The organism is Pseudomonas sp. NPDC096950 (genome assembly GCF_044762525.1).
Taxonomy (GTDB): domain Bacteria; phylum Pseudomonadota; class Gammaproteobacteria; order Pseudomonadales; family Pseudomonadaceae; genus Aquipseudomonas.
Genome location: NZ_JBIWEL010000038.1, coordinates 19,382 through 39,364 on the forward strand (window position 1 = coordinate 19,382; position 19,983 = coordinate 39,364).

A 19,983-nucleotide genomic window follows, 5' to 3' on the forward strand; every position below is an offset into this window, starting at 1 on the left:
TGGAGTCGCCACAATCGACCCCGAAGGCATGAAGCCAATGATATTCAGGACGTTATTTTTGAACACAGCGTTAATTGTCCCAAGCCTGCGCCGCATCACGGCGATGGCGGTGGAATCCAACCACGAACTCAGCGTGGGTAAACCGTGAGCGTCTCCTTAAGTCGTCTAGAGCGTCAGCTCGGCTACACCTTCAAGGACCAGGAGCTGATGGTCCTGGCCCTGACTCACCGCAGTTTTGCCGGGCGCAACAACGAACGCCTGGAATTCCTCGGTGATGCCATCCTCAACTTCGTCGCCGGCGAGGCGCTGTTCGATCGCTTCCCGCTGGCCCGCGAAGGCCAGTTGTCGCGTTTGCGCGCACGCCTGGTGAAAGGTGAGACCCTGGCTGTGCTGGCCCGTGGTTTCGATCTGGGCGATTACCTGCGCCTGGGGTCCGGCGAATTGAAGAGTGGCGGTTTCCGTCGCGAGTCGATTCTGGCTGATGCCCTCGAAGCGCTGATTGGTGCGATCTACCTGGATGCCGGCATGGACATGGCGCGCGAGCGCGTACTGGCCTGGCTGACCGGGGAGTTCGAGGGCCTGACCCTGGTCGACACCAACAAAGATCCGAAAACCCGCCTGCAGGAATTCCTGCAATCCCGGGGCTGTGAGCTGCCACGTTACGAAGTGGTGGATATCCAGGGTGAGCCGCATTGCCGAGTCTTCTTCGTCGAATGCGAAATCACCTTACTGAATGAAAAAAGCCGAGGTCAGGGTGTGAGTCGTCGTATTGCCGAACAGGTAGCGGCCGCCGCAGCACTGATTGCCCTGGGTGTGGAGAATGGCAATGACTGATACAACCGCAACACGCTGTGGCTATGTTGCCATCGTCGGCCGTCCCAACGTGGGCAAGTCCACGCTGCTGAACCACATCCTGGGTCAGAAGCTCGCGATCACCTCGCGCAAACCGCAAACCACCCGTCACAACATGCTGGGCATCAAGACCGAAGGCGCCATCCAGGCCGTCTACGTCGATACCCCGGGTATGCACAAAGGTGGCGAGAAAGCCCTGAACCGTTACATGAACAAGACCGCTTCGGCGGCGTTGAAAGACGTCGACGTGGTGATCTTCGTGGTTGACCGCACCAAGTGGACCGACGAAGACCAGATGGTCCTCGAGCGCGTCCAGTACGTGACCGGTCCTTTGATCGTGGCGCTGAACAAGACCGACCGTATCGAAGACAAAGCCGAGCTGATGCCGCACCTGAGTTGGTTGCAGGAACAGCTGCCGAACGCGCAGATCATGCCGATCTCGGCCCAGCACGGGCACAACCTCGAAGCGCTGGAGCGCGTGATCGCCGGTTACCTGCCGGAGAACGAACACTTCTTCCCGGAAGACCAGATCACCGACCGCAGCAGCCGTTTCCTCGCCGCTGAACTGGTGCGGGAAAAAATCATGCGCCAGATGGGCGCCGAGCTGCCGTACCAGATCACCGTCGAAATCGAAGAGTTCAAGCAGCAGGGCAAAACCCTGCACATCCACGCCTTGATCCTCGTCGAACGTGACGGCCAGAAGAAGATCATCATTGGCGACAAGGGCGAGCGCATCAAGCGCATCGGCACCGAGGCGCGCAAGGACATGGAGCTGCTGTTCGACTCCAAGATCATGCTCAACCTCTGGGTCAAAGTGAAAGGCGGCTGGTCCGATGACGAACGCGCGTTGCGTTCGCTGGGTTATGGCGACCTGTAACACCCGGTTCCAGATACACCAGTGAACCCCTGTGGGAGCGGGCTTGCTCGCGAATAGGATGTAACATTCAGCATTGATGTTGACTGTCACACCACTTTCGCGAGCAAGCCCGCTCCCACATTTGGTTTTGGGTTGTTTGTAAACTGCGTTCCGTCATTGAGTACTCCATGTCCCAGCCCATCGGCCAACTCGCCTACGTGCTCCACAGCCGCGCTTACCGCGAAACCAGTGCGCTGGTGGATTTCCTCACGCCGCAAGGTCGGCTGCGGGCGGTGTTGCGCAGTGCGCGGGGCAAGGCCGGGACACTGGCGCGGCCGTTCGTGCCGCTGGAGGTCGAGTTTCGTGGGCGGGGCGAGCTGAAGAATGTCGGGCGCATGGAAAGCTCGGGTACTTCTACATGGCTGGTCGGCGAGGCGCTGTTCAGCGGTCTCTACCTCAATGAACTGCTGATTCGCCTGTTACCGGCGGAAGACCCGCACCCCGGTGTCTTCGATCACTACGCCGCGACCCTGCTCGCACTGGCCGAAGGCCGTCCGCTGGAACCGTTGCTGCGCTCCTTCGAATGGCGGCTGCTGGACGATCTCGGCTACGGCTTCGCGCTGAACACCGATATCCACGGCGAGCCTATCGCGTCGGATGGGCTCTATCGTCTGCAAGTGGATGCGGGCCTGGAACGCGTTTACCTGCTGCAACCCGGCCTGTTCAACGGCACCGAATTGCTGGCCATGGCCGAAGCCGACTGGTCCGCCCCAGGCGCGCTATCCGCCGCCAAGCGTTTGATGCGCCAGGCGCTGGCCGTGCATCTGGGCGGTCGTCCGCTGGTTTCCCGAGAGTTGTTTCGAAAGCCGTAAAATCCCCGTGTATGCTGTGCACCGAACTTCCCCCTCTTCAGGAGCGCTTCCGTGACCACCAGCAATCGCATTCTTCTTGGCGTGAACATCGACCACGTTGCCACCCTGCGCCAGGCCCGGGGCACGCGTTACCCGGATCCGGTCAAGGCTGCACTGGACGCGGAAGAGGCGGGCGCTGACGGCATCACCGTGCACCTGCGCGAAGACCGCCGGCACATCCAGGAGCGCGACGTGCTGTTGCTCAAGGATGTGCTGCAAACCCGCATGAATTTCGAAATGGGCGTCACCGAAGAAATGATGGCGTTCGCCGAGCGCATCCGCCCGGCGCACATTTGCCTGGTGCCGGAAACCCGTCAGGAACTGACCACCGAGGGTGGCCTGGACGTGGCGGGGCAGGAAGCGCGGATCAAGGCGGCGGTGGATCGCCTGTCGAAGATCGGTTGTGAAGTGTCGCTGTTCATCGATGCCGATGAGCGGCAGATTGCCGCGTCCAAGCGTGTAGGCGCCCCCGCCATCGAGCTGCACACCGGCCGCTACGCCGATGCCGAGACGCCGACCGAAGTGGCTGAAGAACTGAAGCGCGTTGCAGATGGCGTGGCGTTTGGGCTGACCCAAGGTTTGATCGTCAATGCCGGCCATGGCCTGCATTACCACAACGTCGAAGCGGTGGCGGCGATCAAGGGCATCAACGAACTGAACATCGGCCACGCGCTGGTGGCCCATGCGTTGTTTGTCGGGTTCAAGTCGGCGGTGTCGGAAATGAAAGCGCTGATTCTGGCTGCCGCCGCAAAAGCTTAAAGCCAAACACAAAACCAAAATGTGGGAGCGAGCCTGCTCGCGAAAGCGGTGTAACAGTCGACAGAGATGTTGAATGTGGACCCGAATTCGCGAGCAGGCTCGCTCCCACATTGGCTTGTGGATAACCCGTCAGAGCGGCGGCGTTTCCTGATTCGGCTTGGTCTTGTCGATCCCCGGCACGTGCAGGTTGCCTTCGGCCACTTGATCGCCTTCAAGCTGCGGTTGCGTCACCCAGGTCAGGATGTCGTAGTAGCGACGGATGTTCGCCACGAAGTGCACCGGCTCGCCGCCCCGGGCGTAGCCGTAGCGGGTCTTGCTGAACCACTTCTTCTCGGAAAGCCGTGGCAGGATCTTTTTCACATCCAGCCATTTGTCCGGGTTCAACCCTTCCTTGGCCGCCAGTTTGCGTGCGTCATCCAGATGACCGCTGCCGACGTTGTAGGCCGCCAGGGCAAACCAGGTACGATCCGGTTCCTGGATCGACTCGTCCAGTTGATCCTTCATGTAGGCCAGATACTTGGCGCCGCCCATGATGCTCTGCTTGGGATCGAGGCGGTTGGACACGCCCATGGCCTGTGCGGTGTTCTGGGTCAGCATCATCAGGCCGCGCACGCCAGTTTTGGACGTGACCGCCGGTTGCCACAGGGATTCCTGATAGCCGATCGCCGCCAGCAGGCGCCAGTCGACTTTCTCCTTCTTCGCGTAGTTCTTGAAGTGCTGTTCGTATTTCGGCAGGCGTTGCTGCAAGTGCTGGGCGAAGGTGGTGGCGCCCATGTAGCCGAGAACATCCACGTGACCGTAATAGCGGTCTTTCAGGCGTTGCAGGGTGCCGTTCTTCTGCACCTTGTCGAGGTAGGCGTTGATCTCGTTGAGCAGGCTGTTGTCTTCCCCGGCGGCCACGGCCCAGCTCTGGTTGCTGGCGTCGCCGAGGTCGAAGGCGACCTGAATGTTGGGAAAGTAGACCTGGTTCATCGCCACTTCGTTGGAATCGACCAGGGTCAGGTCGATCTGGCCTTCATCCACCATCCGCAGCAGGTCGACGACTTCAACCGCGTCAGACTCTTCGTACTCAATGCCGGGATATTTCTTCTTCAACTCCGCCAGTTGCTCGGCGTGGGTGCTGCCCTTGAGCACCATGATCTTCTTGCCGACCAGGTCGCCGGCGTCCGTCGGCCGTGACTGGCCGTTGCGGTAGATAACCTGCGGGGTAACTTCGAGGTAGGAGTGGGAAAACCGCACCTGCTTCTTGCGTTGCTCGCTGCTGACCAGACCGGCAGCCGCCAGCACCGGGCCGTTGGGCTTGCCCACCTGATTGAACAGGTCGTCGAGGTTGTCAGCCGTCTCGATTTTGAGTTCGACCCCCAGATCTTCGGCAAAGCGCTTCACCAGCTCGTATTCGAAGCCGGTTTCACCGTTGCGATCCTGAAAGTAGGTGGCGGGGCTGTTCCGGGTGATCACCCGCAGCACGCCATCCTCCTTTACGCGCTCTAGCGTGTTGGGTTTATCAACACAGCCACTGAGCATCAGGAAGAGTCCGGTTGCGATCAGCCATTTGGCGTACCGCGGACGCAAAGCCGTTGGGGAAAACATCTGCGCAGTATACGCAAAGGACTGCGAGCGCCATATCTCGACAGAGAAGGGCGAGTCTGCTAGAGAATCGAAAACCCGCCCGGAGCCCGCAGGAATGGGCTCGAACAGCATTTTGTGACAGAAAAAATAACCCCTGATAAGCGCCGGTTTCAGGCCCCGATACCCGGCCCGACGTCCGGGTGACGCCGCCCGTACCGTTTCGGGTGATGTCGCGAGCTGTTTAGGCTAGAATGCACGGCCTCAAAGCACACCCCTTCCCGAGGCTGTCCCGAAGATGTTGATCCTGCGCGGCGCTCCTGCCCTTTCTGCCTTTCGCCACAGCAAACTCCTTGAGCAACTGAGCCAGAAAGTTTCGGCTGTCAGCGGCTTGTATGCTGAATTCGCTCACTTCGCCGAAGTCACCGGCGTCCTGACCGGCGACGAACAGCAGGTGCTTGCGCGCCTTCTGAAGTACGGCCCAAGTGTCCCGGTGCAAGAACCGACCGGCCGTCTGTTCCTGGTGTTGCCGCGTTTCGGCACCATTTCGCCATGGTCCAGTAAAGCCAGCGACATCGCTCGCAACTGCGGCCTGAGCAAAATCCAGCGCCTGGAACGCGGCATCGCGTTCTACGTGGCGGGCCAGTTCAGCGACGCCGACGCGCAGCTGATTGCCGATGTGCTGCACGACCGCATGACCCAGATCGTATTGGGCAACCTCGAACAGGCTGCCGGCCTGTTCAGCCACGCCGAGCCCAAGCCACTGACCGCGATCGACGTGTTGGGTGGCGGCCGCGCCGCGCTGGAAAAAGCTAACACCGAGCTGGGCCTGGCCCTGGCTGAAGACGAGATCGATTATCTGGTCAACGCCTTCATCGGCTTGAAGCGCAACCCGCACGACATCGAACTGATGATGTTCGCCCAGGCGAACTCCGAGCACTGCCGTCACAAGATCTTCAACGCCAGTTGGGACATCGACGGCCAGAGCCAGGAAAAAAGCCTGTTCGGCATGATCAAGAACACCTACGTGATGCACAGCGAAGGCGTTCTGTCGGCTTATAAGGACAACGCTTCGGTGATCGTCGGCAACGTTGCCGGCCGTTTCTTCCCGGACCCAGAAACCCGCCAGTACGGCGCGGTGCAGGAACCGGTGCACATCCTGATGAAAGTCGAGACTCACAACCACCCGACCGCGATTGCCCCGTTCCCGGGCGCATCCACCGGTTCCGGTGGCGAGATTCGCGACGAAGGCGCCACCGGTCGCGGTGCCAAGCCCAAGGCTGGCCTGACCGGTTTCACCGTCTCCAACCTGCAAATCCCGGGTTTCGAACAGCCGTGGGAAGTGCCGTACGGTAAGCCTGAGCGCATCGTCACCGCGCTGGACATCATGATCGAAGGCCCACTGGGTGGCGCCGCGTTCAACAACGAATTCGGTCGTCCAGCCCTGACCGGTTACTTCCGTACCTTCGAACAGTCGATCACCACCCCCCGTGGCGACGAAGTTCGCGGTTACCACAAGCCGATCATGCTGGCCGGCGGCATGGGTAACATCCGTGCCGAACACGTACAAAAAGGCGAGATCACCGTCGGCTCCAAGCTGATCGTTCTCGGCGGCCCGGCGATGCTGATCGGCCTGGGTGGCGGGGCCGCTTCCTCCATGGCCACCGGCACCAGCTCGGCGGACCTGGACTTCGCTTCGGTACAGCGCGAAAACCCTGAGATGGAGCGTCGCTGCCAGGAAGTCATCGACCGTTGCTGGCAACTGGGTGACAAGAACCCGATCAGCTTCATCCACGACGTCGGTGCGGGCGGTCTGTCCAACGCCTTCCCGGAACTGGTCAACGACGGCAACCGTGGTGGCCGCTTCGAACTGCGCAACATTCCAAACGACGAGCCGGGCATGGCCCCGCACGAAATCTGGAGTAACGAATCCCAGGAACGCTACGTTCTGGCGGTTGGCCCGGCGGACTTCGAACGCTTCCAGGCGATCTGCGAACGCGAGCGTTGCCCGTTTGCCGTGGTCGGCGAAGCCACTGCCGAGCCGCAACTGACGGTCACCGACAGCCACTTCGGCAACAGCCCGGTGGACATGCCCCTCGAAGTGCTGCTGGGCAAAGCCCCGCGCATGCACCGTTCGGCCGTTCGTGAAAACGAACTGGGCGACGACTTCGATCCGTCGACGCTGGAGATTGCCGACTGCGTTGAACGCGTTCTGCATCACCCGGCCGTTGCGAGCAAAAGCTTCCTGATCACCATCGGCGACCGCACCATCACCGGCCTCGTGGCCCGTGACCAAATGGTCGGCCCGTGGCAGGTTCCGGTGGCTGACGTTGCCGTCACCGCCACCAGCTTCGACGTCTACACCGGTGAAGCCATGGCCATGGGTGAGCGTACTCCGCTGGCCCTGCTGGACGCTCCGGCGTCGGGCCGCATGGCCATCGGCGAAACCCTGACCAACATCGCGGCATCGCGCATCAACAAGATCTCCGACATCAAGTTGTCGGCGAACTGGATGTCCGCCGCCGGTCACCCGGGTGAAGACGCGCGTCTGTACGACACCGTGAAAGCAGTCGGCATGGAGCTGTGCCCGGACCTGGGCATTACCATTCCGGTGGGCAAGGACTCCATGTCCATGGCCACGCGCTGGAACGACGAAGGCGTCGACAAGACCGTGACGTCGCCGATGTCCCTGATCGTGACCGGTTTCGCGCCAGTGGCTGACATTCGTCAGACCCTGACTCCGGAACTGCGCATGGACAAGGGCACCACCGACCTGATCCTGATCGACCTGGGTCGTGGCCAGAACCGCATGGGCGCCTCGATCCTGGCCCAGGTTCATGGCAAGCTCGGTTCGCAAGCGCCGGACGTCGATGATGCCGAAGACCTGAAGGCCTTCTTCGCGGTGATCCAGGGCCTCAACGCCGACGGTCACCTGCTGGCGTACCACGACCGTTCCGACGGTGGTTTGCTGACCAGCGTGGTTGAAATGGCCTTCGCCGGTCACTGCGGTTTGAGCCTGAACCTCGATGGCCTGGCAGAAACTTCTGCCGACATCGCTGCGATCCTGTTCAACGAAGAGTTGGGTGCTGTGATCCAGGTTCGCCAGGACGCTACTCCGGACATCCTTGCGCAATTCAGCGCGGCCGGTCTGGGGGATTGCGTGTCGGTGATCGGTCAGCCGATGAACAACGGCCAGGTCAACATCACCTTCAACGGCGAAACCGTATTCGAAGGCCAGCGTCGTCTGCTGCAACGTACCTGGGCTGAAACCAGCTACCAGATCCAGCGTCTGCGTGACAACGCCGACTGCGCCGAGCAAGAGTTCGATGTGCTGCTGGAAGAAGACAACCCGGGCCTGAGCGTCAAGCTGAGCTACGACGTCAACCAGGACGTCGCCGCGCCTTACATCAAGAAAAACATTCGCCCACAGGTTGCCGTACTGCGTGAGCAGGGCGTCAACGGTCAGGTGGAAATGGCAGCCGCGTTCGACCGCGCCGGTTTCAACGCGATCGACGTGCACATGAGCGACATTCTGGCCGGCCGTGTCGACCTGAACGACTTCAAGGGCATGGTTGCTTGCGGCGGTTTCTCCTACGGCGACGTACTGGGTGCCGGTGAAGGCTGGGCCAAGTCCGCGCTGTTCAACAGCCGTGCTCGCGATGCGTTCCAGGGCTTCTTCGAACGTAACGACAGCTTCACCCTCGGCGTGTGCAACGGTTGCCAGATGATGTCCAACCTGCACGAGCTGATCCCCGGCAGCGAGTTCTGGCCGCACTTCGTGCGCAACCGTTCCGAGCAGTTCGAAGCCCGCGTCGCGATGGTCCAGGTCCAGGAGTCGAACTCGATCTTCCTGCAGGGCATGGCCGGTTCGCGCATGCCAATCGCCATCGCTCACGGTGAAGGCCATGCCGAGTTCGAAAGCGAAGAAGCCTTGCTGGAAGCCGATCTGTCCGGTTGCGTGGCGATGCGTTTCGTCGACAACCACGGCAAGGTCACCGAAAACTACCCGGCCAACCCGAACGGCTCGCCGCGCGGGATCACCGGTTTGACCAGCCGCGACGGTCGCGTAACGATCATGATGCCGCACCCGGAACGCGTATTCCGTGCCGTGCAGAACTCGTGGCGTTCGGAAGACTGGAACGAAGACGCACCTTGGATGCGTATGTTCCGTAACGCGCGCGTCTGGGTTAACTAAGGCGTGTATAAGCTCAGCTTCTTTGTTCCGACCAGCCATGTGGAACAGGTCAAGAGTGCTGTATTCGCCGCCGGTGGCGGACGGATCGGCGCTTATGATCACTGCGCATGGCAGGTGTTGGGCCTGGGCCAGTTTCGTCCACTGGATGGCAGTCAGCCGTTTATTGGCGAAGCGGGGCAGGTCGAGCAGGTTGAGGAATGGAAAGTTGAGCTGGTGGTGGCGGATGAGTTGATCGTGGCCGCCGTGGCTGCGTTGAAACTGAGCCACCCCTATGAGACGCCGGCTTATGAGGTGTGGCGGCTGGAGGATTTCTGATCTGATAGCCGCTGTAACAAGAAACCCGCTGATGCAGATCAGCGGGTTTTTTGTTGTGCGGGATTTGTGGTGTCTGGGCGGGCCCCTTCGCGAGCAAGCCCGCTCCCACAATGGTTCGGCGTACACAGATCCAATGTGGGAGCGGGCTTGCCCGCGAAGACTGACTGAGTAACGCCCGAGTAGTCACTGTCTGTCAGACCATTAAACATCGCCACAAAGGCCCTGTTTAAAAGCGCTCGAAGTAACTTCCTGAGAGCTACAAATTCTTGCGCCGTTGCCTACGGCTACGCCAGAATCCGCCGGCTTGTGCGCCTTGGGGCTGCTCGGTAATTTGATTCCTGTCACTGCCCATCAGTGATCGGGTTTAGCAGCCCGGGAGATTTATCTAACAAGTTGCACAAGCTCCGTCAGTCAGGCATCTCCACGCCTGCACTCGATGGTAGCTGTGCGCAGGGCGCCTTCGGGCGCGCCGGCTTTGTTAGATTCCCCGGTCTGCTAACCTGCGCACAGCTGCCTCCCTCACGTTTAGCAGCAGGAGGGTGGGCACCCAATCAGAGAATCTGACTTATGACTAAGGTTACGCCCGATCCGCCAGAAACCAATCCGACATCCCCGCAACAACCCGAAGCAAAACCACGCGACATCCCCTCATTCGCCGACATCAAAGCCACACCGCGCACCCCCAGCACCCTGTTTGCCGTAAGCCCCGAGGCCACCCGCGAAACCCTGATGGTTTACCTTGTCGAGACCCTGGCCTCGGTCGACGTAATGGTCCATAACCTGGTGGACCTGCTGGACGGCAGTTCACGCAACGCCCTGCTGGGCATATCAAACAGCGTGATGCTGGCGGAAATCACCGCGAATCGAGTGCTGGATCAGATCGACCCGCGCGAATAGATCCCGGTTACTGTGGCGAGGGGGCTTGCCCCCGTTGGACTGCGTAGCAGTCCCATTGGGAGGCGCTTCGCACCTCAACGGGGGCAAGCCCCCTCGCCACAGGTTTTGTGTGGTTTAAACCTTGGCACTCACCTCACTACGATTGACCAACGCCTCCAGTGCCCCACTCAAACTCGGCGCTTTATCGCCAATCAACAAATGCCAAACCCCACCTTCCAGCTGACTGACACCCTGACAGCCCAATTCCTTCAACTGACATTCCGACAACGCCTTGCCATCCGCCAAATGCAGGCGAATCCGGGTCATGGCGATGCAGTCCATTTGCAGCACATTGTCGCCACCGCCCAACGCATTCAGCCACTGCTGCGCTTCCGGCAGCGCGACGGGTTTTGCCTCTTCGGCAACGGCGGCAGGGGTGCTGATGACTGCGCGACCCAGCGCCGGCATCGCCAGGCGAATCTCATCGGCAATGCTGTCGGCCATCGGCCCGACCACCACTTGCAGACTCCCGCCCTTGCCCGGACGCACCACGGCCATCGCGCCCAGTGCTTTCAACTCGACGTCGTTGGCCTTGTTCCGATCGACCATGTCCAGGCGCAACCGCGTGGTGCACGCACCCACGGTGATCAAGTTGGCCGCACCGCCCAACGCCTTGATGTAGGCCCCGGCGCGTTCATTCTCGGCGACGATAACCTTCTCACTTGAAGCCACATCTTCACGCCCCGGCGTCTTCAGGTTGAAGCGGCGAATACAGAAATCAAACACCACGTAGTAGATCACCGCATACGCCAGGCCCACCGGCACCACCAGCCAGCCATTGGTGGACTTGCCCCAGCCCAGCACCATGTCGATAAAGCCACCGGAGAAGGTAAAACCGAGGTGGATGTTCAGCATATTGGTGACCGCCATGGACAGGCCGGTCAGCACGGCGTGCACCAGGTACAGCATCGGCGCGAGGAACATAAAGGCGAATTCAATCGGCTCGGTCACACCGGTCAAAAACGACGTCAGCGCCATCGACAGGAAGATCCCGCCCATGACTTTGCGGCGCTCCGGCAAGGCGTTGCGATACATCGCCAGGCACGCGGCGGGCAGGCCGAAGATCATCATCGGGAACATGCCGGTCATGAACTGGCCACCCTTCGGATCGCCGGCAAAGTAACGCGACAAGTCGCCGGTAACGATGGCGCCGGTAGTTGGATCGGTGAAGTTGCCGAACACAAACCACGCCATGTTGTTGAGGATGTGATGCAGGCCGGTGACGATCAGCAGGCGGTTGAACACGCCGAAGACGAACGCGCCGAAGCTGCCGCTTTCCATCATCAATGCGCCGAAACTGTTGATGCCTTGCTGGATTGGCGGCCAGATCAGACCGAACACCAGGCCAAGACCCACGGCGGCGAATCCGGTGACGATCGGCACAAAGCGTCGGCCGCCGAAGAAGGCGAGGTACTCCGGCAACTTGATGTCCTTGAAGCGGTTATACAGCGCGCCGGCCATCAAGCCGCTGACGATCCCGGCGAGCATGCCCATGTTGATGCTCGCATCCAGCACCTTCAGCGTGGAGATCATCACCAGATAACCAATGACCCCGGCGAGGCCGGCGGTGCCGTTGTTGTCCTTGGCGAACCCGACCGCGATGCCGATGGCGAAGATCATCGCCAGGTTGGCGAAGATCACCTGGCCGGCATCGTGGATGATCGCGATGTTCAGCAGGTCGGTGTCGCCCAGGCGCAGCAACAGGCCGGCGATGGGCAGGATCGCGATCGGCAGCATCAGCGCGCGGCCGAGGCGCTGCAAGCCTTCGATAAAGTATTGGTACATGGCGGATCTCCCTGTGTTCTTTTTGTTTTAGAGCTGGTTGTTCAGCTCAGAGGCCAATGTTGGTGACAGGCGTGACGCACCGCGCCGGCGCTGCTCAACTTGAGCAAGTCCTGGCTGATGCGTCGGCATTCGCTTGCGTCAAGATGGCGGACGCGGTCCTTGATTTCACCGATCTGCACCGGGCTCACCGACAACTCACTGACCCCCAGGCCAATCAGTACCGGCGTGGCCAATGGGTCGGAGGCGAGTGCGCCACACACCCCGACCCAACGGTTATGCACCGCCGCGCCGGCGCAGGTCTGAGCGATCAATCGCAGCAACGCCGGGTGCAACGCATCGACCCGCGAGGCAAGGCCGGCATGGTCGCGGTCCATGGCCAGGGTGTACTGGGACAAGTCGTTGGTGCCGATGGATAGGAAGTCCGCGTGTTCAGCCAGTTGCTCGGCCAACAGCGCAGCGGCCGGGACTTCGATCATCACCCCCAGTTCCGGGCGCTGGGTCAGTTCCAGCTCGGTGCACAAGGCGTCGAGGCGTTGGCGGATGTGCAGCAACTCATCGACTTCGGTGACCATCGGCAACAGGATCCGGCAGCGCGACAACGGGCTGACGTGCAGCAGCGCGCGCAGTTGCTGGTCGAGCAATTCCGGGCGCACCTGGGCCAGGCGAATGCCGCGCAGACCGAGCACCGGGTTGGCCTCGGACGGCAGTGGCAGGTAGTCGAGTTGCTTGTCGCCGCCGACGTCGATGGTGCGGATGATCACCGACTTGTCGCCCATGGCATCGAGTACGGATTGGTAGGCGAGGCGTTGTTCCTGTTCGTCCGGTGCGGTGTTGCGATCGACGAAGAGAAACTCGGTGCGCAACAAACCGACACCATCGGCACCGTTGGCTAGTGCATCCGCCGCTTCTGCACTGGAGGCGACATTGGCCGCGACTTCGATGTGCAAGCGATCAAGGGTCAGCGCCGGGGTGTGCGCTTGCGCCTGTTGTTGGGCGCGGCGTTGTTGATGATCGAGTTGCGCCTGACGCACCTCCGCCAAGCGTTCGGTGGTCGGCGTCAGTTCGAGGCGGCCGCCATCCGCATCCAGCACCACCGCTTGGCCTTGCTCCTGATCCAGCAGCGTCGAACCCAGCGCCACCAGGCATGGCAAGCCTTTGCCCCGGGCCAGAATTGCCACATGGGAAGTCGCGCCGCCCGCCGCCATGCACAAGCCCGCGACACCGTGCTGGCTCAGTTGCAGCAAGTCGGACGGGGTCAGTTCATGGGCGGAAACAATGGCGCCGGCCGGAATGTCGTAGTGCCAGGTTTCCCCGAGCAGGGCGCGCAGCACCCGTTGCTTGAGGTCGCGCAGATCGTTGGCGCGCTCGGCCAGCAACGGGCTGCCGAGTTGCTGCAGGACGTCGCATTGCACGTCGATGGATTGGCTCCAGGCGTGGGTCGCGGCTGTGCCCTTGTCGATGCAATGCGCTGCGGCGTCCAGCAATGCCGGGTCTTCGAGCAGCGCGAGGTGTGCGGCGAAGATGGCTTCTTCGTCGGTGTTTTTGTGTTTTCTGGCCTGGGTCAGCGTGTGGTCGATTTCGCTGCGCACCACGCTCAGCGCCGTGTCGAGGGCTTGCAGTTGTTGCTCGGGATCGTGGTGGCCGGCGTCCACCGGCAGACTGATCGCGTTCAAGCGAAACAACGGCCCGGCGATCAGACCGGGCGCCGCGCGAACGCCGTGCAACACACCTGCTTCGGCAGGGCGATGACTTCGGGTAATCGGTGTTGGCGCAGCCGCGTGACTGTCTTCGGCGAGGGCGGTGGACAAAGCGGTGAGCAACGCTTGCAACGCTGCTTCCGCATCCGGGCCCTGACTGCTGACCTGCACTTCTTCCTGCTCGCCGACGGCCAGGCTCATCAGCCCGATCAAGCTGTCGCACGACGCCGACTTGCCGGCGAAATGCAACTGCGACTTGCTCTTGAAACCTTGCGCGGTCTGACGGATCAGTGCCGCTGGCCGAGCGTGCAAACCGCCGCGATGGGCGATGCGGATATGCCCGTGAACTTGGCTGCCCGACAACTCGACTTCGACCTGCGCGCCATTGCCCAGCCGCCGCACGATATGCAGCAATGGATCACCGACCTTCACCGATTTCAGGGTGATCGGCCGCGCCTGGAAATCCTGGCTGTTGGTCAGGATCATCAGGCTGACCAGGCTTTTGCATTGCTGCGCGACCTTGTCCAGGTCATAGCGCAACAGCGGTTGGCCGTTGGCGACCCGTGCGCCTTCCTTGACCAGCATCGAGAAACCTTCGCCCTGCAACTCGACTGTGTCGAGGCCCAGGTGCAGCAGCAGTTCGGCACCGTTGTCAGCGCGCAAAGTCACCGCATGGCCGGTGCGGGCGACGTGCACCACTACGCCGGCGCACGGAGCGTGGAGGGTGTCGTTCAGCGGGTCGATAGCAATCCCGTCACCCATGGCGCCGCTGGCGAACACCGGGTCCGGGACTTTAGCGAGCGTGAGCACCGGGCCGCTGAGCGGGGCGCTGAGGGTCAGCTCTTTATTGTTGTTATGCATGGCTCGGTCTCATCAGTAAAAACGTCGGTTCGGATCGGTTCGCGGCCCTTCGACTCAATGGGTGCGCGTCACTTTGCTCAGGTGCCGCGGCTGGTCCGGGTCCATGCCGCGGGCGACGGCCAGACCGGCGGCCATGACGTAGAAACTCTGGATCGCCAGGATCGGGTCGAGGGCCGGGTGTTCGGCGCGGGTCAGGGTCAGGTCGCGTTCGCTGACGTCATCCGGCGCCGCGAGCAATACGCGGGCACCCCGTTGGCGCATGTCCGCCGCCAAGCTCAGCAAACCGGCCTGCTCGGCGCCGCGTGGGGCGAACACCAGCAGCGGGTATTGCTCGCCGATCAACGCCATCGGACCGTGTCGGACTTCGGCGCTGCTGAAGGCTTCGGCCTGGATCGCCGAGGTTTCCTTGAATTTCAGTGCGGCTTCCTGGGCGATGGCAAAACCGGCGCCACGGCCGATCACCATCAAGCGCTGACAATCGCGCAGGGCCTCGATGGCCACGCTCCAATCCTGTTTCGCCGCGTCGCGCAGACCTTCCGGCAGGGCCAGACCCGCCTCGAGCAATTCCACGTCTTCTTTCCAATGGGCAATCAACCGGGCGCTGGCGCTGAGGGTGGCGATAAAACTCTTGGTCGCCGCGACGCTGCTTTCGGTGCCGGCCAGCAGCGGCAGGCTGAATTCACACGCCGCTTCCAGTGGCGAGTCGGCGGCGTTAACCATGGAAATGCTCAGGGCACCGCGCTTGCGCAACAGACGCAGGCTGTTCACCAGATCCGGGCTTTGCCCCGATTGCGAGAAGGCAAACGCGACCTGTCCGCTGACCTTCAACGGTGCCTGTTGCATGGTCACCACCGACATCGGCAACGACGCCACCGGGACGCCCAGTTGCTGCATGGTCAGGTAGGCGAAGTAACTCGCGGCATGGTCCGAACTGCCACGGGCGACGGTCATCGCCACTTGCGGTGGCTGACGGCGCAGGCGCCCGGCGATTTCGATCATCTGCGGGTCGAGTTGCTGCAGTTGGGCTTCGACGGCCTCGAACGAGGACAGCGCCTCTTCAAGCATTTTTGAAGTCAATGTCTTCTCCTTCGACCATGACGGCGGTGAGTGTGAGTGAGCGATCCAGCCGCACGCAGTCGGCCCAGGCGCCGGGTTGCAGGCGTCCGCGTTCGGGGAGGCCGAGGTAGTCGGCGGGGAATTGCGAAAGACGCTGCGAAGCCTCGGCGATCGGCAAACCGATCTTCACCAGGTTGCGCAGGGCCTGATCCATGGTCAGGGTGCTGCCCGCCAGCGTGCCGTCGGCCAGGCGCACACCGCCCAGGCATTTGGTCACGGTGTGGCTGCCGAGCTTGTATTCACCGTCGGGCATACCGGCAGCGGCGGTCGAGTCGGTGACGCAGTAAAGGCACGGGATCGAACGCAGGGCCACGCGCATCGCGCCGGGGTGTACGTGCAGCAAGTCCGGGATCAATTCTGCGTATTTGGCGTGGGCCAGTGCCGCGCCGACGATGCCCGGTTCGCGGTGATGCAGCGGGCTCATGGCGTTGTAGAGGTGGGTGAAACTGGTGGCGCCGGCGTCCAGCGCGGCCACGCCTTCCTCGTAACTGCCGAGGGTGTGGCCGATTTGCATGCGCACGCCGCGAGCGCTGAGGGCGCGGATCAACGCGTCGTGGCCGGCGATTTCCGGGGCGATGGTGATCACGCGGATCGGCGCCAGCGCCAGATAGGCTTCGACTTCAGCCATCAACGCGGTGTGGGCGAAATTCGGTTGGGCGCCGAGTTTACCGGGGTTGATGTACGGGCCTTCGAGGTGCACGCCAAGCACTCGGGCGCTGCCTTTCGGCCGCTGCTCGCAGAACTCGCCGACGGCTTTGAGCACGCTGGAAATCTCTTCACTCGGCGCGGTCATGGTGGTGGCCAGCAGCGAGGTGGTGCCGAAACGCACGTGGGTCTTGGTGATGGTTTCGAACGCCGTGGCGCCTTCCATGATGTCTTTGCCGCCACCGCCGTGTACGTGCAGGTCGATGAAACCCGGCAGCAGGTAAGGCAGGTCGTTGTCCGCCGGATCGCAGGGCACGCCTTCGATGGACACGACTTTGCCGTGCTGGTGATTCAGCCGGCCGCGAACCCAGCCGTGGGCGGTGAGGATGTTGTCTTCGGACATGATCGGTTCTCGTTTAGCGACGGAGCTCTTTATCTACGAAGCTCTGCAACAAAGTCGTAGTAGTCGTTGCGGCAATAGGTGTCGGTGACTTCGATGGGCGTGTTGTCTTCCAGGTAGCCGACCCGGGTCATCAGCAACATGGCGGTGCCGGGGGCGATGCCGACCAGCGCGGCGAATTCGTCCGAAGCGTTGATCGCCTGAATGTGCTGCAAGGCGCGGACGATTGGTTTGCCGATGCCATCGAGGTATTCGTAGAGGGAATCGCCCACCGCTTGCGGCCTGGGAATGATCGAGGCGGGCAGGGTGCTCATCTCGATCGCCATCACCGTGTCGTCGGCTTTGCGCAGGCGCTTGAGCCGCGCGACCTTGTCGTTGGGCGAGAGGCCGAGGCGGATCAGTTCTTCGTGGGTCGGCGGGGTGATTTCCCGCTCCAGCCATTGCGAGCCGGGGACGAAGCCTTTGAGGCGGAGCATTTCGCTGAAACCGGAGAGGCGCGACAGCGGTTGCTCCAGGCGCGGCGTGATGAAGGTGCCGGAACCCTGGTTGCGGCGAATCAGGCCTTGATCGAACAGCACTTCCAGCGCTTTGCGGGCGGTCACGCGGGAAATGCCCAGCGACTCGCTGAGGCTGCGCTCCGACGGCATGGCTTGCTCGGCTTTCCATTGGCCGGCATGGATCGCCGCTTCCAGGTTGCGCGCCAGTTGAAGGTACAGGGGCGTCGGCTGGGAGTCGTCAGGACGTAGGGCCTGGATGTCATTCATGTAGGGCTTTTCCGATTCGGATGTTGGATTGTTGTCGATCGGTTGTAGGACGGAAGCTAATACCACTTAAATACCATGTCAATGAGACCACTTTGCTCAAGGCGCAGTAAAACCGGGGCTTTCGGGGTGGTTATGTGTGGGTTGGTTTTAAGTGGTATTACGGGTGGGGGTTTTTAAAGCAAAGATCGCAGCCTTCGGCAGCGCCTACAGTGGGAATTGGTATCAACCCTGTAGGCGCTGCCGCAGGCTGCGATCTTTTGATTTATTTTTTCGAAGGGCGACCAAAGGTAGTCATTACGCAGAGAATTGATCGTTCCAACGCTCTGCGTGGGATCGCATCAACGGACGCTCCGCGTTCGACTCTGGATGGGACGCGGAGCGTCCCGGGCGGCATTCCCACGCAGAGCGTGGGAACGATCATATGGAGAGGATTAAGGCCGAATCTCGATCATCGTGCCGTCCGGCACCAAGCCCCAGACCTCACGCATGTCCATGTTGCGCATGGCGATGCAGCCGTCGGTCCAGTCCAGGGTGTGGAACAGGTCTTCCGGGTAGTCGTAGGTGTCGGGGGTGCCGTGGATCATGATCATGCCGCCGGGATCGACACCTTCACGGCGTGAGCGGGCGGAGTCGGTGATGTTCGGATACGAGATGTGCATGGCGAGGTTGAAGCGGTCACTGACCTTGCGCCAATCCACCCAGTAAAACCCCTCTGGCGTACGCTTGTCGCCTTCCATCAGCTTCGTGCCCCGGGGGTTTTTGCCCAGGGAAATGCGGTAGGTTCGCAGCGGTTTGCCGTCGGCGATCAGTTGCAGTTGATGGGCGGATTTAAGCACCAGCACTTTTTCGATGGGTTTGCCGTCCAGAGTGACCACGGTGGAGGCCTGGGACACGACAACGAACGACAGGCAAAACAAGGCAAGCAACCAGCGCATTGAAACGATATCCCTAGAGGTGTCGCGACTATTTATAAGTTATAGATGGTTTTGGATTAACTGACGCTTAAGTGATGGCGGCTTGGGTGAGCGGCGGAATCGACTCGGATCGCACCGGGTAGACCTCCGTCTGCCGGTCAGCGAAGAAGCATTCTAAGGTACGGCCCACCGTGCGGAAAGCCAGCTCGGACCAAGGGATATCGGCTTCTTCGAAAAGCTGCACTTCCAGGCTTTCGGGGCCGGCGCAAAAGTCCAGGTCCACCAGTTCGGCGCGAAAGAACACATGCACCTGGCTGATGTGCGGTACGTCGATCAGCGTGTAGATACTCAGGTTGCGCACCCGGGCGCAGGCTTCTTCAGCAGTTTCGCGGACGGCGGCCTGCTCGATGGTCTCGCCGTTTTCCATGAAACCGGCGGGCAGGGTCCAGTAGCCGAGTCGCGGCTCGATGGCACGGCGGCACAGCAACACTTTTGAACCCCAGGTAGCCACGCAACCGGCGACGATATTGGGGTTCTGGTAGTGAATGGTCTGACAGCTGTCGCAGACAAATCGCAGGCGCGAATCGCCTTCGGGAATGCGCTGGGTGACCGGGTTACCGCACTGACTGCAAAATTTCATGCTTGGGTTCCTGGAGGCTGCGCCTATCTTGGCGTGCGGCGGTGTCAGTCGGCAAGTTGTCGTTTCGCGACATGGGGTGGTTCGGGGGTTGGGCGGTCGGTGTGATTGGTGCATGATGCAGGGTAAGGCACAGATCGAGAACACTCATGCTGGACGAGCTACTGCATCGGGTAAGCAACCACACGCCACGCACCCTTGAAACCGACAAGCGTTTCCCCGAGGCTGCGGTATTGGTGCCGATCACCCGCAGTGACGAACCGGAACTGGTTCTGACCCTGCGCGCCAGCGGGCTCTCGACCCATGGCGGCGAAGTCGCCTTCCCCGGCGGACGCCGCGACCCCGAAGACCCCGACCTGATCTTCACCGCCCTGCGCGAAGCCGAAGAAGAAATTGGCCTGCCGCCCGGTCTGGTGGAAGTGATCGGCCCGCTCAGTCCGTTGATCTCCCTGCACGGCATAAAGGTCACGCCTTATGTCGGCGTCATTCCCGATTACGTTGAGTACCTGGCCAACGATGCCGAGATCGCGGCGGTGTTCAGCGTGCCCCTGGAGTTCTTCCGCGAGGACCCGCGGGAACACACCCACCGCATCGATTACCAGGGCCGCAGTTGGTACGTGCCGAGCTATCGTTATGGCGAGTACAAGATCTGGGGGCTGACCGCGATCATGATCGTCGAGCTGATCAATCTGCTGTATGACGCCGACATCAGCCTGCATCATCCGCCCAAGAGTTTTATCAACACCTGAAGCCATCGTTCGAATGGCGTGAACC

Annotated in this window: 16 protein-coding genes; 8 read left to right on the forward strand and 8 right to left on the reverse strand. The window is 61.5% G+C overall.

The genetic code is table 11. The annotated features are described in order from the left end of the window. Positions 1-144 precede the first annotated feature (144 nt). The 4 genes from rnc to pdxJ all read left to right on the forward strand — a co-directional run bounded on the left by rnc (position 145) and on the right by pdxJ (position 3,378). On the forward strand, positions 145-834 hold the full coding sequence (gene rnc, locus ACIQY3_RS32900; RefSeq protein ID WP_054054779.1) for a ribonuclease III: 690 nt from the start codon (positions 145-147) through the stop codon (positions 832-834). Then, positions 827-1,729 (forward strand): GTPase Era, encoded by a 903-nt coding sequence (gene era / locus ACIQY3_RS32905; protein WP_054054777.1) that lies wholly within the window; start codon positions 827-829, stop codon positions 1,727-1,729. The genes rnc and era overlap by 8 nt, the downstream gene beginning before the upstream one ends. 167 nt (positions 1,730-1,896) lie before the next feature. Beyond that, entirely contained in the window at positions 1,897-2,580 is a 684-nt protein-coding gene (recO, locus tag ACIQY3_RS32910; protein WP_403028558.1) for a DNA repair protein RecO, read from the forward strand. A 51-nt stretch (positions 2,581-2,631) separates the two neighbouring features. Beyond that, positions 2,632-3,378: a pyridoxine 5'-phosphate synthase gene (pdxJ, locus tag ACIQY3_RS32915; protein WP_403028563.1), complete on the forward strand. Its 747-nt coding sequence runs from the start codon at positions 2,632-2,634 to the stop codon at positions 3,376-3,378. Positions 3,379-3,507: 129 nt separating this feature from the next. Here pdxJ and mltF read toward each other — a convergent pair whose 3' ends face one another. Continuing rightward, positions 3,508-4,968 carry a membrane-bound lytic murein transglycosylase MltF gene (mltF, locus tag ACIQY3_RS32920; protein WP_403028568.1) on the reverse strand — a complete coding sequence of 487 codons (1,461 nt, stop codon included), beginning with the start codon at positions 4,966-4,968 and terminating at the stop codon, positions 3,508-3,510. 274 nt (positions 4,969-5,242) lie between these two features. Here mltF and purL point away from each other — a divergent pair, with 274 nt between their 5' ends. From purL to ACIQY3_RS32935, 3 genes are all read left to right on the forward strand, one after another. Beyond that, on the forward strand, positions 5,243-9,139 hold the full coding sequence (gene purL / locus ACIQY3_RS32925; protein WP_403028572.1) for a phosphoribosylformylglycinamidine synthase: 3,897 nt from the start codon (positions 5,243-5,245) through the stop codon (positions 9,137-9,139). Between the two features lie 3 nt (positions 9,140-9,142). Then, positions 9,143-9,454 (forward strand): YqfO family protein, encoded by a 312-nt coding sequence (locus tag ACIQY3_RS32930; protein ID WP_213939823.1) that lies wholly within the window; start codon positions 9,143-9,145, stop codon positions 9,452-9,454. 567 nt (positions 9,455-10,021) lie between these two features. Further along, on the forward strand, positions 10,022-10,351 hold the full coding sequence (locus tag ACIQY3_RS32935; RefSeq protein WP_403028576.1) for a DUF6124 family protein: 330 nt from the start codon (positions 10,022-10,024) through the stop codon (positions 10,349-10,351). 114 nt (positions 10,352-10,465) lie between these two features. Here ACIQY3_RS32935 and nagE read toward each other — a convergent pair whose 3' ends face one another. The 7 genes from nagE to ACIQY3_RS32970 all read right to left on the reverse strand — a co-directional run bounded on the left by nagE (position 10,466) and on the right by ACIQY3_RS32970 (position 19,212). After that, positions 10,466-12,175, reverse strand: a complete 1,710-nt coding sequence (nagE, locus tag ACIQY3_RS32940) for an N-acetylglucosamine-specific PTS transporter subunit IIBC (RefSeq protein WP_403028578.1) — start codon at positions 12,173-12,175, stop codon at positions 10,466-10,468. A gap of 41 nt (positions 12,176-12,216) precedes the next feature. After that, entirely contained in the window at positions 12,217-14,733 is a 2,517-nt protein-coding gene (gene ptsP / locus ACIQY3_RS32945) for a phosphoenolpyruvate--protein phosphotransferase (protein WP_403028581.1), read from the reverse strand. 54 nt (positions 14,734-14,787) lie between these two features. Further along, positions 14,788-15,810, reverse strand: coding sequence for an SIS domain-containing protein (locus tag ACIQY3_RS32950; protein WP_403028584.1), 1,023 nt, complete (start codon positions 15,808-15,810; stop codon positions 14,788-14,790). Next, on the reverse strand, positions 15,791-16,897 hold the full coding sequence (nagA, locus tag ACIQY3_RS32955) for an N-acetylglucosamine-6-phosphate deacetylase (RefSeq protein WP_403028587.1): 1,107 nt from the start codon (positions 16,895-16,897) through the stop codon (positions 15,791-15,793). The genes ACIQY3_RS32950 and nagA overlap by 20 nt, the downstream gene beginning before the upstream one ends. Positions 16,898-16,926: 29 nt before the next feature. Further along, entirely contained in the window at positions 16,927-17,658 is a 732-nt protein-coding gene (locus tag ACIQY3_RS32960) for a GntR family transcriptional regulator (protein WP_403028590.1), read from the reverse strand. A gap of 431 nt (positions 17,659-18,089) precedes the next feature. After that, entirely contained in the window at positions 18,090-18,593 is a 504-nt protein-coding gene (locus ACIQY3_RS32965) for a murein L,D-transpeptidase family protein (RefSeq protein ID WP_054054751.1), read from the reverse strand. A 67-nt stretch (positions 18,594-18,660) separates the two neighbouring features. Then, positions 18,661-19,212 (reverse strand): NUDIX hydrolase, encoded by a 552-nt coding sequence (locus ACIQY3_RS32970; protein WP_403028593.1) that lies wholly within the window; start codon positions 19,210-19,212, stop codon positions 18,661-18,663. Positions 19,213-19,358: 146 nt separating this feature from the next. On the opposite strand from ACIQY3_RS32970, the gene ACIQY3_RS32975 reads away from it, so the two are divergent. Then, entirely contained in the window at positions 19,359-19,958 is a 600-nt protein-coding gene (locus ACIQY3_RS32975; protein WP_054054747.1) for a CoA pyrophosphatase, read from the forward strand. The last annotated feature ends 25 nt before the right edge of the window (positions 19,959-19,983 follow it).

Coding starts and splice junctions, on each gene's coding strand:
- ptsP (WP_403028581.1), bottom strand. CDS start 14,733: ATGCATAACAACAATAAAGAGCTGACCCTCAGCGCCCCGCTCAGCGGC.
- nagA (WP_403028587.1), bottom strand. CDS start 16,897: ATGTCCGAAGACAACATCCTCACCGCCCACGGCTGGGTTCGCGGCCGG.
- ACIQY3_RS32965 (WP_054054751.1), bottom strand. CDS start 18,593: ATGCGCTGGTTGCTTGCCTTGTTTTGCCTGTCGTTCGTTGTCGTGTCC.
- ACIQY3_RS32970 (WP_403028593.1), bottom strand. CDS start 19,212: ATGAAATTTTGCAGTCAGTGCGGTAACCCGGTCACCCAGCGCATTCCC.
- purL (WP_403028572.1), top strand. CDS start 5,243: ATGTTGATCCTGCGCGGCGCTCCTGCCCTTTCTGCCTTTCGCCACAGC.
- ACIQY3_RS32935 (WP_403028576.1), top strand. CDS start 10,022: ATGACTAAGGTTACGCCCGATCCGCCAGAAACCAATCCGACATCCCCG.
- nagE (WP_403028578.1), bottom strand. CDS start 12,175: ATGTACCAATACTTTATCGAAGGCTTGCAGCGCCTCGGCCGCGCGCTG.
- recO (WP_403028558.1), top strand. CDS start 1,897: ATGTCCCAGCCCATCGGCCAACTCGCCTACGTGCTCCACAGCCGCGCT.
- ACIQY3_RS32960 (WP_403028590.1), bottom strand. CDS start 17,658: ATGAATGACATCCAGGCCCTACGTCCTGACGACTCCCAGCCGACGCCC.
- era (WP_054054777.1), top strand. CDS start 827: ATGACTGATACAACCGCAACACGCTGTGGCTATGTTGCCATCGTCGGC.
- mltF (WP_403028568.1), bottom strand. CDS start 4,968: ATGTTTTCCCCAACGGCTTTGCGTCCGCGGTACGCCAAATGGCTGATC.
- ACIQY3_RS32975 (WP_054054747.1), top strand. CDS start 19,359: ATGCTGGACGAGCTACTGCATCGGGTAAGCAACCACACGCCACGCACC.